The 14135-nt window shown below is 73.5% G+C and carries 13 protein-coding genes; 10 read left to right on the top strand and 3 right to left on the bottom strand.

Going from position 1 to position 14135, the window contains the following annotated elements; all coding sequences use genetic code 11:
- Nucleotides 1-6 precede the first annotated feature (6 nt).
- Nucleotides 7-1515 carry an arabinosylfuranosidase ArfA gene (gene arfA / locus CXR44_RS31435; protein ID WP_101789772.1) on the bottom strand — a complete coding sequence of 503 codons (1509 nt, stop codon included), beginning with the start codon at nt 1513-1515 and terminating at the stop codon, nt 7-9.
- A gap of 163 nt (nt 1516-1678) precedes the next feature.
- Here arfA and CXR44_RS31430 point away from each other — a divergent pair, with 163 nt between their 5' ends.
- Both CXR44_RS31430 and CXR44_RS31425 read left to right on the top strand, forming a co-directional pair.
- Entirely contained in the window at nt 1679-2704 is a 1026-nt protein-coding gene (locus tag CXR44_RS31430; RefSeq protein WP_101789771.1) for a LacI family DNA-binding transcriptional regulator, read from the top strand.
- Nucleotides 2705-2788: 84 nt separating this feature from the next.
- The gene (locus tag CXR44_RS31425; RefSeq protein WP_245899622.1) at nt 2789-3973 is read left to right on the top strand and encodes a MalY/PatB family protein; all 1185 of its coding nucleotides are present in this window, start codon (nt 2789-2791) and stop codon (nt 3971-3973) included.
- 98 nt (nt 3974-4071) lie between these two features.
- On the opposite strand, the gene CXR44_RS31420 is transcribed toward CXR44_RS31425, so the two are convergent.
- Nucleotides 4072-4824, bottom strand: a complete 753-nt coding sequence (locus CXR44_RS31420) for a FadR/GntR family transcriptional regulator (protein ID WP_101789769.1) — start codon at nt 4822-4824, stop codon at nt 4072-4074.
- Between the two features lie 87 nt (nt 4825-4911).
- On the opposite strand from CXR44_RS31420, the gene CXR44_RS31415 reads away from it, so the two are divergent.
- From CXR44_RS31415 to CXR44_RS31380, 8 genes are read left to right on the top strand one after another with little or no spacing between them, the layout of a single operon-like run.
- On the top strand, nt 4912-6396 hold the full coding sequence (locus tag CXR44_RS31415) for an ABC transporter substrate-binding protein (protein ID WP_101789768.1): 1485 nt from the start codon (nt 4912-4914) through the stop codon (nt 6394-6396).
- Nucleotides 6393-7340: an ABC transporter permease gene (locus tag CXR44_RS31410; protein ID WP_101789767.1), complete on the top strand. Its 948-nt coding sequence runs from the start codon at nt 6393-6395 to the stop codon at nt 7338-7340. The genes CXR44_RS31415 and CXR44_RS31410 overlap by 4 nt, the downstream gene beginning before the upstream one ends.
- Nucleotides 7337-8170 carry an ABC transporter permease gene (locus tag CXR44_RS31405; protein ID WP_101789766.1) on the top strand — a complete coding sequence of 278 codons (834 nt, stop codon included), beginning with the start codon at nt 7337-7339 and terminating at the stop codon, nt 8168-8170. The genes CXR44_RS31410 and CXR44_RS31405 overlap by 4 nt, the downstream gene beginning before the upstream one ends.
- Complete coding sequence (locus CXR44_RS31400; RefSeq protein WP_101789765.1) at nt 8157-9071, top strand: ABC transporter ATP-binding protein; 915 nt, start codon at nt 8157-8159, stop codon at nt 9069-9071. The genes CXR44_RS31405 and CXR44_RS31400 overlap by 14 nt, the downstream gene beginning before the upstream one ends.
- Nucleotides 9040-9852, top strand: coding sequence for an ATP-binding cassette domain-containing protein (locus CXR44_RS31395; protein ID WP_180903793.1), 813 nt, complete (start codon nt 9040-9042; stop codon nt 9850-9852). Before CXR44_RS31400 ends, CXR44_RS31395 begins: the two co-directional genes overlap by 32 nt.
- The gene (locus CXR44_RS31390; RefSeq protein WP_245899620.1) at nt 9849-11030 is read left to right on the top strand and encodes a M20 family metallopeptidase; all 1182 of its coding nucleotides are present in this window, start codon (nt 9849-9851) and stop codon (nt 11028-11030) included. The genes CXR44_RS31395 and CXR44_RS31390 overlap by 4 nt, the downstream gene beginning before the upstream one ends.
- Nucleotides 11027-12061 (top strand): P1 family peptidase, encoded by a 1035-nt coding sequence (locus CXR44_RS31385; protein WP_245899619.1) that lies wholly within the window; start codon nt 11027-11029, stop codon nt 12059-12061. Before CXR44_RS31390 ends, CXR44_RS31385 begins: the two co-directional genes overlap by 4 nt.
- Complete coding sequence (locus CXR44_RS31380; protein ID WP_245899617.1) at nt 12058-13506, top strand: aldehyde dehydrogenase family protein; 1449 nt, start codon at nt 12058-12060, stop codon at nt 13504-13506. Before CXR44_RS31385 ends, CXR44_RS31380 begins: the two co-directional genes overlap by 4 nt.
- On the opposite strand, the gene CXR44_RS31375 is transcribed toward CXR44_RS31380, so the two are convergent.
- Nucleotides 13507-14088 (bottom strand): DUF6461 domain-containing protein, encoded by a 582-nt coding sequence (locus CXR44_RS31375; protein WP_101789820.1) that lies wholly within the window; start codon nt 14086-14088, stop codon nt 13507-13509.
- Nucleotides 14089-14135 lie beyond the last annotated feature (47 nt).

Here is a 14135-nt window from a genome sequence, read left to right as displayed (position 1 = left end):
TGACTCCTACGGGACGCTGGGAGCGAAGCGGACAATACTCCAAGAAACGGGCGGAAGCGTCAGGGTTGCCCCGTGTCCCGCCTGGTCGAGCCCGGTGCCGGCCCGAGGGGCGACCCGGTCGGGGGCGTCGGCCGTGTTGACGGCCGAGAGGTCGTCGTCGGACAGCTCCAGGTGCTCCACCGGGCGCAGGCCCGGGGGCAGCGCGATCTCCAGCGCGCACGGGCCGTGCCGGTCGCGGTTGACGACGAACAGCGAGATCTCCCCGGTCGCCGCGTCGTGGGTGGCCGTCGCCCAGATCGCGGGCGCATCGCCGTACTTGGCGGTCGGGATCGTCGCGCAGTCGGGCTCCACCCGCAGCACCTCGCCGCGGGCGTGCCGGGCGGTCAGCGCGAACGGGTGGAAGATGCTCTGCCGCCAGGCGGGGCCGCCCGGCTCGGTCCGGATGGGCGCGATCACGTTCGCGAGCTGGGCCAGGCAGGCGACGCCGACCCGGTCGGCGTTGCGCAGCAGCGTGATGAGCAGGCTGCCCACCACCACCGCGTCGGTGACGTCGTAGGAGTCCTCGATCAGCCGAGGGTGCTCGCTCCACTCCAGCGAGGACTCGCCGTGGAAACGGCTCTGGTACCAGACGTTCCACTCGTCGAAGGAGAGCCTGAGCCGCTTGCGGCTGCGCAGCTTCGCGCCCACGTGATCGGCGGTGGCGGCGATGGAACGGATCATGTGCTCCATGTCCGCGCCGCTGGCCAGGAACGAGTCGACGTCGCCGTCGGTCGGGTCGTAGTAGGCGTGCAACGAGATGTAGTCGACCAGGTCGTAGGCGGCCTCCAGCACCTCGGCCTCCCACGCGGCGAACGTCGGCATGGTGCTGTTGGAGCTGCCGCAGGCCACCAGCGACAGGCCCGGGTCCAGGCGCCTGAGCGCCCGCGCCGTCTCGGCGGCGAGCCGGCCGTACTCGGCCGCGGTCTTGTGCCCCATCTGCCAGGGGCCGTCGAGCTCGTTGCCCAGGCACCACAGCCGGATGTCGTGCGGCTTGTCCACGCCGTGCGCCCGCCGCAGGTCGGACAGACGGGTGCCGCCGGGGTGGTTGGCGTACTCGACGAGCTCCAGCGCCTCGGCCACGCCGCGCGTGCCCAGGTTCAGCGCCATCATCGGCTCCACGCCGGCCTTCGCCGCCCAGGCCATGAACTCGTTCAGGCCGAACCGGTTGTCCTCCAGGCTCCGCCAGGCGAGGTCCAGCCGCGCCGGCCGCTCCTCGACCGGGCCGACGCCGTCCTCCCAGCGGTAGTTGGAGACGAAGTTGCCCCCCGGGTAGCGGACGACGGTGACGCCCAGTTCGCGCACCAGCCGGAGCACGTCGGTGCGCAGGCCGTCGGCGTCGGCCAGCGGGTGGCCGGGTTCGTAGATGCCGGTGTACACGCACCGGCCCATGTGTTCGACGAACGACCCGAAGAGCCGGGGCTCGACCGGCGCGACGCGGAAGGCGGGATCCAGGGTGAGACGAGCGGTGGTCGCCAAGACAACAACCTCACTGTGAACGCGACGTTTCGTGGAGGTATTGATACAACGTTGCTTCAACGTTGTAAATGGCTGTGCGGACCGCCGATACCGGGGCGTTACGATCGACGGCGTCGAATCGTGTGCGGCAGGCGAGCCGTGCGACCTTGGGAGGTGAGTGCGGATGGGAGCGAGCCTGCGCGACGTCGCGCGCCTGGCCGGCGTGTCGGTGAAGACGGTCTCCAACGTGGTGAACGGGTACGCCCACGTGTCCCCGGCCACCCGGGCCAAGGTCGAGCACGCGCTCTCCCAGCTCGACTACCGCCCCAACCTGTCGGCGCGCAACCTGCGGCAGGGCCGCACCGGCGTGATCGCCCTGGCGCTGCCCGAGCTGGACGCCCCCTACTTCGCCGAGCTGTCGCGGTTCATCATCGACGCCGCCGCCGAGGTCGGCTGGCTGGTGATCATCGAGCAGACCGGGGGCAGCCTGGACCGGGAGCGGCAGGTGCTCGACGGGGTGCGCAGGCACCGCGTGGACGGGCTCATCCTCAGCCCCATCGCGATCGGCGCCGACGAGCTGGCCGCCCGTACCGACGACACGGCTCTGGTGCTGCTGGGCGAGCGCATCCACGGCGGCCCGGCCGACCATGTCGCGGTCGACAACGTGCGCGCGGCCCGCGACGTCACCGAGCACCTCATCGGGCTCGGCCGCAGACGGATCGCCGCCCTCGGGGCGCAGGACAACTCGATCAGCGGGACGGCCCCGCCCCGCCTGGCCGGCTACCGCGAGTCCCTGGCCGCGCACGCGCTGCCCGAGACGGTGGCGAAGGTGGACCGCTACCGCCGGGCGGAGGGCGCCGCCGCGATGGCCGCCCTGCTGGAGGCCCGGCCCGACGCCGTCTTCTGCTTCAACGACCTGCTGGCGCTCGGGGCGATCCGGACGATCCTCGCCGCCGGGCTGCGGATACCGGAGGACGTCGCGGTGGCCGGGTTCGACGACATCGAGGACGGCCGCTTCTCCACGCCCACCCTGACCACGGTCGCCCCCGACAAGGCGCAGCTCGCCGGGATCGCGGTCGACCTGCTCAAGCAGCGCATCGAGGGCCGGACCGACCGCCCGCCCCGCGAGGTGCACGCCACGTACCGGCTCATGACCAGGGAGAGCACGCTGGGCGGGCGCGGGGGAGGCGCGGCCGGCGACCTGGCCTGAGGCACCCCTGGGCCGAACGCGAGGGCCGCAGCCGGCTGGACAACGTAGAGCCCATCAATGGTCTAATGGCAATCCAATTGGATCGTGGACAGCGAACGGAGCCCCATGTTCGACGATCTCGACCTCGAAGTCCTGCGGCTGCGCCCCGGAGTGAAGTGGGCGCAGGCCGGGCCGGAGGTGCTGCCTGCCTGGATCGCCGACATGGACTTCCCGGTGCCTCCCCCGGTACGCGAAGCGCTGGCGCGCGCCATCGAGGTCGATCTGGGCTACCCCGCCTGGGACGACCAGCCGTGGGCGAACCCGCTCAACGAGGCCTTCGCCGAACGGATGAAGCGGCTGCACGACTGGACCCTGGACCCGTCGCACGTCCACCACTTCACCGAGCTGATCCAGGCGCTGCAGGTGCTGCTGCACGTCACCACCCGGCCCGGCGACGCCGTGGCCGTGCACACGCCCGCCTACCCCCCGTTCATCAAGACGCTGACGGACATGGATCGCCCGCTCGTCCCCATCCCCATGGTCGACGACGGCCACGGCTGGCGCTTCGACGCCGACCGGCTGGCCGAGGACGTCGCGCGGCACGGGTGCCGGGCCCTCATCCTGGTCAACCCGCACAACCCCACCGGCCGGGCGTTCGGCCGCGACGAACTGGCCGCGATCGCGGAGGTCGCCGACCGGCACGACCTCCTCGTCATCTCCGACGAGATCCACTCCGACCTCGTACACCAGCCGCACCGCCATGTCCCGTTCGCCGCCCTGGGTCCGGAGGACGCCGCCCGCACCGTGACGCTGACCTCGGCGAGCAAGGCGTTCAACCTGGCCGGGCTGCGCTGCTCCGTCGCGCACGTCGGCGACCCCCGCGTCCGCCGGGCGCTGGCCGCCCAGCCGCCGCTGCTGTTCGGCGAGGTCAGCTCCCTCGGCGTGCTCGCCACGCTGGCCGCCTGGCAGGACGGCGACAGCTACCTCGCCGAGGTACGCGCCACCCTCGCCAGGAACCGCGAACTGGTCGCCGCGTCGCTGCCCGACGGGGTGCGGCACCACCTGCCCGAGGCGACCTACCTCGCCTGGCTCGACTGCCGCGCTCTGGGGCTCGGCGCCGACCCGGCGGAGTTCTTCCTGCGGCGGGCGGGCGTCATGCTCAGCGGCGGTCCGGCCTTCGGTCCGGGCGGGGACGGCTTCGCGCGGCTGAACTTCGCCACCTCCGGGCCGATACTCGGGGAGATTCTGCGCCGCATGCGCGATGCCGCCGAGGAGGCGTCCGGCGGCTGACCCCGCGCCAGGCCGGAGCGCCGCGCACGGGGCGCCGGCGCGGGCGGTCCACCGGCGGATCGCCCGACGGCCGCCGCGCACAGGACGCCGGCGCGGGGCTACTCCAGCAGCGCGCGCAGCGCCGCGCGCTCCTCCGCCGGCACGTACCCCACGTAGTAGTCGTACATGGTGCGGCGCGACAGCCGGGCCGCGAGCGGGCCGTCGCCGGCGCGGACGGCGGCCAGCACCTCCTCGTGGTGGCGGATGCTCCGCCGCATCAGCGCCACCCGGTCGTCCGCCTCGGCGATCCGGCCCGAGACCAGGCCGAGCACGATCGAGCGGACCACCTCGGTGCAGATCTGGATGAGCTTGTTGCGGCTGGCCCGCGCCACCGCGTCGTGGAAGGCCACGTCGGCCGCGCTGAAGGCGTCGTAGTCCTGCTCGACCGCCTCGCGCATCCGGTCGATGGCCGCGTCCATCTCCGCGAGCTGCTCGTCGGTGCGCAGCCGCGCGGCCAGCAGGTTGGCCGAGGAGTCGAGGACCATGCGGAACTGCACCAGCTCCGCCAGCGACAGCCCCTGCACCCGGGCGAGCGTCGTCATCGACTTGTGCAGCGCGGCGGGGGTGAACGGCAGCACCTCGGCGCCGTTGGGGTCGCCCGGCCGGGACCGGACCAGGCCGCGCGCCTGCAGCACCCGCAGCGCCTCACGGACCGTGGACCGGCTCACCGAGAACTGCCCCATGAGGTCGCGCTCGCTGGGCAGCCGCTGCCCGGGGGCGAGCGCCCCGCTCTCGACGGCCTCCTCGATCTGCTCCACGATCCGTTCGTAGGCGCGTACGGCCCGCACCGGCTCGAAGCGTGGACCACCCATCAAAGCCCCCTTGACCTGAGCCGTCGTGGACTGGCAATGTGCATAGCCTACTGGTCAGACCAGTGCACTAGCCAGGAGGCTTGGGACATGAGGCGCATCGGCATCTGGATCGCCCTGGGCGGTCTCCTGATGAGCGCGGCCGCCTGCGGCGGCGGCTCCGGCGGGGGCGGCGCGGCCAAGGGCGGGTCGCTGACGGTCGGGTTCGTGGCGGAGCCGGCCAATCTCGACTTCACCTCGACCGAGGGCGCGGCCATCCCGCAGGCGTTGCTGGTCAACGTCTACGAGGGACTGGTCAAGCTCGGCCAGGACGGCACGATCCAGCCGTTGCTGGCCGAGAAGTGGGAGGTCTCGCCGGACCGCCGGACCTACACCTTCACCCTCCGCCCGAACGTCACCTTCACCAGCGGCGCCCCGTTCACCGCCGACGACGTCGTCTTCTCCCTCGACCGGGTCAGGACCGACTGGAAGCTGAAGATCAAGTCGAAGCTCGACGTCATCGACAAGGTCGAGAAGAAGGACGACACGACCGCCGTCGTCACGCTGAAGCGGCCCAGCAACGACTTCCTCTACGCGCTGGCCACCCGCCTCGGCGCGATGTTCAGCCGCACCGGCGTCGCCGACCTGGCCAACAAGCCCGTCGGCACCGGTCCCTACCAGCTGGCCGCGTGGAAGCGCGGCGACTCCATCCGGCTCGACGCCAACCCGAAGTACTGGGGTGCCAGGCCCGCGCTCCCGGCCGTCACGCTGAAGTACTTCAAGGACGCCACCGCCATGAACAACGCGCTGCTCACCGGCGGCATCGACGTCATCTCCGCGGTCCAGGCCCCCGAGTCGCTCCAGCAGTTCGCCGACCCGGCCCGCTTCCAGACGGTCGAGGGCACCACCAACGGCGAGGTGGTGCTGTCGATGAACAACGGCCGCCCCCCGTTCGACGACAAGAAGGTGCGCCAGGCTGTCCGGCACGCCATCGACCACAAGGCGCTGCTCGACACCGCCTGGGCCGGGCGGGGCCGGCCGATCGGCTCGATGGTGCCGCCCACCGACCCCTGGTACGAGGACCGCACCGGCGACTACCCCTACGACGTCGCCAAGGCCAAGGAACTGCTCGGCGGCAGGACGTACACCGTCAAGATGCGCATCCCCAACCTGCCGTACGCCGTGGCCTCCGCCCAGGTGGTCAAGTCGCAGCTCGCCCAGGTGGGCATCACGGCCGACATCGAGCCGCTGGAGTTCCCCGCCCGGTGGCTGGACGTGGTCTTCAAGCAGGCCGACTACGACCTGTCCATCATCAACCACGTCGAGCCCCACGACATGGGCATATTCGCCGACAAGTCGTACTACTTCCGCTACGACAACCCCGAGTTCGGCAAGCTGCTCGCCTCCGCCGACGAGGGCACCGAACAGCAGCAGACCGAGGACCTCAAGAAGGCCGCCAAACTGCTGTCCGACGACGCCGCGGCCGACTGGCTGTTCCTCTTCCCCAACCTGATCGTGGCCGAGAAGGGCGTCACCGGCCTGCCGAAGAACGCGATCTCCGAGTCCTTCGACTTCACGGGACTCGCCAAGCAGTGATCCTCTACCTGCTCAAGCGCCTGGCGGTGCTCCTGGCCAGCACCGCCGTCGCCGGGGCCGTCGTCTTCGCGTTCATGGCGGTGCTGCCCGGCGACCCGGCCGAGATCGCGCTCGGCGTCAACGCCACACCTGAGGCGGTGGCGCGGCTGCGCGCCGAGTTCGGCACCGACCGGCCGCCCGTCGTCCAGTTCCTCGACTGGTTCGGCGGGCTGCTCCAGGGCGACTTCGGCACCTCCTACGTCACCAGCTCACCCGTCGGCGAGCAGATCGGCGACCGGCTCGGCGTGACGGCGGTGCTCGTGGCCGGTGGCATGCTCATCGCGCTGCTCGTCGCGGTGCCGGTGGGCACGTTCGCCGCCGTCCACCACCGCGACCCGCTCGGCGCGGCCATCAGCGCCGCCAGCCAGGTCGGCCTCGCCGTCCCGGCGTTCCTCGCGGGCATCCTGCTGGTGTTCGTCTTCGCCGTGCGGGCGCAGGCGCTGCCCTCCGGCGGGTACGTGCCGCTCGCCGAGGACCCCGCCGGGTGGCTGCGCGGCCTGCTGCTGCCCTGGCTGTCACTCGGCCTCGTGCAGGCCGCCGTGCTCACCCGGTACGTGCGCAGCGCCGTGCTCGACGTGATGCGCGAGGACTACCTGCGCACCGCCCGCGCCAAGGGCCGCGGCCGGATGGGCGCGCTGTGGCGGCACGGGCTGCGCAACGCCGCCGTCCCCGTGGTCACCGTGCTCGGCCTGCAGCTCGCCACGCTGCTCGTCGGCGCGGTCGTGGTGGAGCGGGTGTTCGTCATCCCCGGCCTCGGCGACCTGCTGCTCAACGGCGTCGCCGGCCGCGACCTGCTGCTCGTCCAGGGGGTGGTGATGGTGCTCGTCGTGGCCGTCCTGCTGATCAACTTCGTGGTGGACGTCTGCTACGCGGCGCTCGACCCGCGGCTGCGGGGCACGCGGTGAGGGGCCGGGTCAACACCGCCCTCGTCACCGGCGGCGCGCTGGTGGGCCTGGTCGTGCTCGCCGCGCTCGTCTCGTTCGTGTGGACCCCCCACGACCCCACCTACGTCGACGCCGCGAACAAGCTGCGCGAACCCGGCGGCGGCCACCTCCTCGGCGCCGACAAGTTCGGCCGCGACACGCTGAGCCAGCTCATGGTCGGCGCCCGCACCACCCTCTACGTCGGCGTCGTCGCCGTCGGCATCGCCGCCCTGCTCGGCACCCCGCTCGGCGTGCTCGCCGGGATGACGCCTCGCGGCTGGCAGGCGGAGCTGGTCATGCGGGTCAACGACCTGGTGTTCGCCTTCCCGGCGCTGCTGCTGGCCGTCATGCTCGGCGCCGTCTACGGGGCGGGCACGCTCACCGCGATGATCGCGATCGGGGTCGCCACCGTGCCGGCGTTCGCCCGCGTCGCCCGCGCCGCGACCATGCAGGTCATGGTGACCGACTACATCCTCGCCGCCCGGGCCGCCGGCCGCCGCCGCACCGCCATCGCGGTGCGGCACGTGCTGCCGAACATCGGCTCGGTGCTCATCGTGCAGGCGTCGGTGTCGTTCGCCATCGCGATCCTGGCCGAGGCGGCGCTGTCGTTCCTCGGCTTCGGCACCCGGCCGCCCACCCCGTCGTGGGGCCGCATGCTGCAGGAGTCGCAGGAACTGCTGTTCTCCACCCCGCGCCTGGCCCTGTGGCCGGGCCTGGCGATCGCCCTGGCCGTGCTCGGCTTCAACCTGCTCGGTGACGGCCTGCGCGACCACCTCGACCCCAAGCTGAGGAGGGTGCGTGCTGAAGGTTGACCGCCTGAGCGTCCACGCGGGCCCCGTCGAGCTGGTGCGCGAGGTGTCGTTCGGCATCGCCCCCGGCGAGCGGGTCGGCCTCATCGGCGAGTCCGGTTCCGGCAAGTCGCTGACCGCGCTGTCGCTCATGGGCCTGCTCCCCGAGGGCGTCACCGCGACCGGCACCGCCCGGCTGGAGGGGCGCGACCTCGTCGGCGTCCCCGAACGGCGGCTCAAGGACCTGCGCGGCCGCCGGGTCTCCATGGTGTTCCAGGAGCCGATGACCGCGCTCAACCCGCTCATGCGGGTCGGCGCACAGGTCACCGAGGTCATGACCCTGCACGGCGTGCCCGCCGCCCGTGCCCGCGAGCGTGCCGTCGAGCTGCTCGGCCGGGTCCGCCTGCCGCAGCCCGCCCAGGTCGCCCGCGCCTACCCCCACCAGCTCTCCGGCGGGCAGCGCCAGCGCGTCATGCTGGCCATCGCCCTGGCCAACGAGCCCGACCTGCTCATCTGCGACGAGCCCACCACCGCGCTCGACGTCACCGTCCAGAAACAGATGCTGGAACTCATCGCCGAGGTCGCGCCCGCGCTGCTGTTCATCACCCACGACCTGGCCGTGGTCGCCTCGGTCTGCGACCGCGTCCTCGTCATGTACGGCGGGCGCGTCGTCGAGTCCGGCCCCCTCCGCGAGGTGTTCGCCCGCCCTCGCCACCGCTACACCGAGGGCCTGCTGGCCGCCTCCCGGCTCACCCCGCGCGGCACCCGGCTGGCCACCATCGCCGGCAGCGTCCCGCCCGCCGGCCACTTCCCCGGAGGGTGCGTGTTCCGCAACCGCTGCCCGCACGCCACCCCCGCCTGCGAGAGCGAACCCGCGCTGACAGGAGACGGCCATGCCTTCGCGTGCTGGCACCCCCACGGGTGACCCCCTGATCGAGGCGCGCGACGTCACCCGCGTCTACCGCCGCCCCCGCACCTCCCTCACCCGGCCGGGTGAGGCCGTGCACGCGCTGAAGGGCGTCTCGCTCACCGTGCGGCGCGGCGAGCGCCACGGCATCGTCGGCGAGTCCGGCTCCGGTAAGTCCACGCTGCTGCGGCTGCTGTGCGCGCTCGACCGGCCCACCGGCGGCTCCATCCGGTTCGACGGCCAGGAGATCACCGGCCTGCCCGAACGGCGGCTCGCCTTCCTGCGGCGCGACCTGCAGATCGTCTTCCAGGACCCGATGAGCTCCCTCGACCCGCGCATGCGGGTGCGCGACATCGTCGCCGAGCCGCTGGTCGCCCTCGGCCGGCCCGTCGGCGGGCGCGTCGCCGAGCTCCTGGAGGAGGTCGGGCTGCCCGCCTCGGCCGCCGACCGCTACCCCCACCAGTTCTCCGGCGGCCAGCGCCAGCGCATCGCCATCGCCCGCGCCCTCGCGCCCCGCCCCACCGTGCTCGTCGCCGACGAGCCGGTCAGCGCGCTCGACGTGTCGGTACGCGGCCAGATACTCAACCTGCTGGCCGACCTGGTCGACGAGCACGGCCTCACCCTCGTCTTCGTCTCCCACGACCTGGCGGTGGTCCGGCACGTCTGCGAGACCGTCGCGGTCATGAACGGCGGCGAGATCGTGGAGACGGGCCCGGTGGACGACGTCTGGGCCCGGCCGGCTCATCCGTACACCCGCACGCTCCTGCAGGCCGTACCCACCTTGGAGGGATTGCTGTGATCGAGGTCGACGCCCAGGGGGTCGTGGAGTTCACGCAGGCGCTGGTGCGCGTCCCCAGCACCAACGACCCGGCGCGGGGCCGCAGCGAACGGCCGGCCGCCGACCTGGTCGTGGCGAAGATGCGCGAATGGGGCTGGGAGCCCGCAGTCCACGAGGCGGCGCCCGGCCGGCCGAACGTGGTGGCCGTCGTCGAGGGCGGTGGGGGCGACGGGCCGACGCTCATGTTCGAGGGGCACACCGACGTGGTCACCGAGGGCGACCTGTCGGAGTGGACGGTGGACCCGTTCGGCGGCGAGATCCGCGACGGACGGCTGTGGGGCCGCGGCAGCGCCGACATGAAGTCCGGCCTGGCCGCCACCCTCTACGCCACCCGGGCGCTGCAGCTCGCCGGGCCGTTCCCCGGCCGGATCAAGGTGTGCGCGCTGGCCGACGAGGAGGGCCTGATGATCGGCGCCCACCACTTCGTCGCCGAGGGACTCGCGGCGGACGTCGACGGCGCCATCGTCGCCGAGCCCGAGGCGGGCGAGATCTGCGCGGTCGCCAAGGGCGCGCTGCGACTGCGGATCGACCTCACCGGCAAGATGGCGCACGGCGCGATGCCCCGCCACGGCCGCAACCCCATCCCGGCTGCCGCGTCGCTGCTGGCCGCCCTGGAGACGCTGGAGAAGGAGCTGCAGGAACGCCACCCGGCGCACGAGCACCTGGGCGAGGTGTACGTGACGCCGACCGTCGTCCGGGCCGGCACCGAGGAGCAGGTGAACGTCATCCCCGCCGTCGCCTCGGTGTTCGTGGACGTGCGGACGATCCCCGGCGTGGACCACCAGGAGATCGCCGGCCGGGTCGGCGCGCTCACCGCCCGCGACGGGATCGCCGCCGAGGTTTCGATCCTGGTGGACCGGCCACCGGTGGACGTGCCCGTGGACGACCCGGTCGTGGTCGCGCTCGCCGCCGCCCATCGGGCCGTCACGGGCGCGGAGCCCGTCTACGGCGGGGTGCCCGGCTCGACCGACGGGACCGTGCTCACCCACTGGGGCGGCATCCCGTCCGTCGTCTACGGGCCGGGCGGCAAGTGGATCGCGCACCAGGCCGACGAGTACGTCGAGGTGGCCGAGATCGTCCGGTGCACCCGCGTCTTCGCCGAGGCCGCCCGACGCTTCCTCACCCGGGACCTGCCGTGAGCACCGGGCCGGGCCGGGTGGCGGGGCCGGTGGCGGGCGCCGCGAACGCGCTGGTGGACGTGGCCGGGCTGCGGGTCGGTCACGCCGAGCGGATCGGCGACGGCCACCGCACCGGCACGACCGTCGTGCTCGCGCCCCCCGGCGGCATGGTGGCCGGGGTGGACGTGCGCGGGGCCGCGCCGGGCACGCGCGAGACCGAGCTGCTCGATCCCCGCAATCTCGTCGAACGCGTGCACGCCGTCGTCCTCACCGGCGGCAGCGCCTTCGGCCTGAGCGCGGCGTGCGGCGTCATGGACCGGCTGGCGGACGCGGGGACGGGCTTCCCCGTCGCTGGTGGCGTGGTGCCCATCGTGCCCGCCGCCGTCATCTACGACCTGGGGCGCGGCGGCCGGTTCCGCGCCGTGCCGGACGGCGCGCTGGGCGCGGCCGCCTACGACGCGGCGTCGGCTTCCGAGGCCCGCAACGGATCGATCGGCGCGGGCGCCGGCGCCGTGGCGGGCGGACTCGCCGGCGGCGTCGGCACGGCCAGCGCCGTCCTGCCGTCCGGCGCCACCGTGGCCGCCCTCGCCGTGGTCAACGCCGCCGGGTCCGTGCTCGACCCCGGCGGCGCGTTCCTGTCCGGCGCCAGGTACGGCCTGCCGGGCGAGTTCGGACACCTGCGCGAGCCGCTCGCGCAGGAGGCCGCCGCCTGGCGGCCCGGCGCCGTGACGTCGTTCAACACCACGATCGGCGTCGTCGCCACGGACCTCACGCTCACCAAGGCGCAGTGCGGCAAGCTGGCGGGCGTCGCCCACGACGGCCTGGCCCGCGCGATCAGACCGGCCCACACCATGGTCGACGGTGACACGATCTTCGGCCTGGCCGGCTGCCGCGGGCCGGCCCCCGGCGCCGACGACCTGCAGGACGTGCTCGCCGCCGGGGCCGACGTGTTCAGCCGCGCCGTGGCGCACGCCGTGCTGGCAGCCACCGGACGGGACGGCGCGCCCGCGTACCTGGACGTGTTTCCCAGCGCTGTAGGGGGAGTGGCGTGATTTTTCACGATATAGAGGACGGCTGGCCGGAGGGGTTGCCCGTCGGGCCGGGCTGGGTCGAGACGGGCGCCACCCGCGAGGTCGTCTTCCCGTACGACGGCTCCGTGGTGGGCGCGGCCCCGGTGGGCACCGCCGAACTGGCCCGCCGGGCCGTGGACGAGGCCCTCGCCGTCGCGCCCGCCGTGGCGGCGCTGCCCTCGCACGCCCGCCGCGCCGCCCTCATGGGCGCGCACGACGCGCTGGCGGCCCGGCGCGAGGCCTTCGAACGGCTGCTCGTGCTGGAGACCGGCAAGCCCCTGGTGGACTGCCGCGTCGAGGTGGCGCGCACGCTCGTCACGCTGGCCACCGCCGCCGAGGAGGTGGCCCGGCTGCACGGGGAGACCGTGCCGCTCGACCTGCTGCCGGCGGGGGAGGGGCTGTTCGGGTTCTGGACGCGGCGGCCCATCGGCGTGGTCGTCGGGATCACCGGCTTCAACTATCCGCTGCTGCTGGCCGCCCACAAGATCGCGCCCGCGCTGGCGGCGGGCTGCCCGGTCATCGTCAAACCCGCTCCCGCGACGCCCCTGGCCACCCTCTGGCTCGTCCACCTGCTGCGCGCCGCCGCGGACGGGGAGGGCGCGCTCCCGCCGGCGGGCGTGCAGCTCGTCACGGGGGACGTCGAGGTGGGGCGAGCGCTCGTGGAGGACCGCCGGATCGGCGCCGTGTCGTTCACCGGTTCCGCGTCGGCCGGTCACGCCATCGCCCGCGCCGCCGCCCCCACCAAGGTGCTGCTGGAGCTCGGCTCCAACGCCGCCCTCGTCGTCGCCGCCGACGCCGACCTCGAGGCCGCCGCCGCGGCCGTCGTGCGCGGCGGCTACTACGCCTCCGGCCAGGCGTGCATCTCCGTGCAGCGGGTCCTGGTCGAGGAGCCCGTCCACGACGAGTTCGTCGCGCTGCTGGCCGAGCGGATGGCGGACGTCGTCGTCGGCGACCCCCGCTCGCCCGAGACGCGGGTCGCCCCGCTCATCGACCCGGCCGCCACCGAACGCGTCCTCGCCTGGGTCCGCGAGTCGGGCGGCACGCTGGTCACCGGCGGCGCCCTCGACGGCCGCGCCATCACCCCGACCGTCCTCGCCGGCGTCCCCGACGGCGCCGCCGCCTGGGACGAGGAGATCTTCGGCCCGGTGGTGTGCGTCCGCCCGGTGCCCGGCCTCGACGCCGCCTTCGCCGCGGTCAACGCCTCCAGGTACGGGCTGCACGCCAGCGTCTTCACCCGCTCGCTGGCCACGGCCTTCGCCGCGATCGACCGCATCGAGGCGGGCGGCGTGGTGGTCAACGACGTGCCGGGGTTCCGCGCGGACAACATGCCCTACGGAGGCGTCAAGGACAGCGGCGCCGGCCGTGAGGGCCCCCGCTTCGCCATCGAGGAGCTGACGGTCACCCGCATGGCCATCATCCGCCCGTGATCACTGCTCGAGCGGCTCCGCGCCGAGGAACCCCAGCTCCAGCAGGTCGCGGGTGAACGGCAGGCCCGTGATCCGGCTCGCCAGCGCGAAACAGGCGGGGATCGGCGGGTCGCCGTCGCCGGGATCGAGGCCGGTCTCACGCATCCACGTGAGGAAGCGGTCGGGGTCGCCGCCCTCCCGCGCGCCGGGGGCGATCGGGTCGAAGGAGGTGACGACCTCGCCGTCGGCCAGACAGGTGAAGCGGTCGGCGGCGTAGTCGTGGCGGCAGACCGACACCAGCTCGGTCCCGGCCGAGACCCGGGCGCCCGTGTCGGAGTCGATCGCGAGCTTCCAGCCGCCCGGCTCGACGACCATGGTCCAGCCGCCGATCCGCACGGCGCCGACGCAACCGGCCGCGCCGTCGGCGTTGGCCGCCGACCGCTCGCTCAGCTCGTCGAAGGTCATCTCCTCCATCGTGCTCTCGTCCACGCCGAACCGCCGGAGCGCCTCCCGGGGGGACAGGTCGCGGACGAACGACACGCAGTAGACGTCGTCCAGGGCGTCGTCTTCGCCGAGCCAGCGGAAATCCGCACGAGTTCGCATGCCCGGCATGATCCCACCCGCCACCGACAACGGGCCCTGAGCCTTCC

Source organism: Nonomuraea indica (assembly GCF_002850745.1).
GTDB lineage: Bacteria > Actinomycetota > Actinomycetes > Streptosporangiales > Streptosporangiaceae > Nonomuraea > Nonomuraea indica.
Note: the sequence above shows the minus strand (reverse complement) of the source record. Positions and strands in the feature narration are given on the sequence as shown.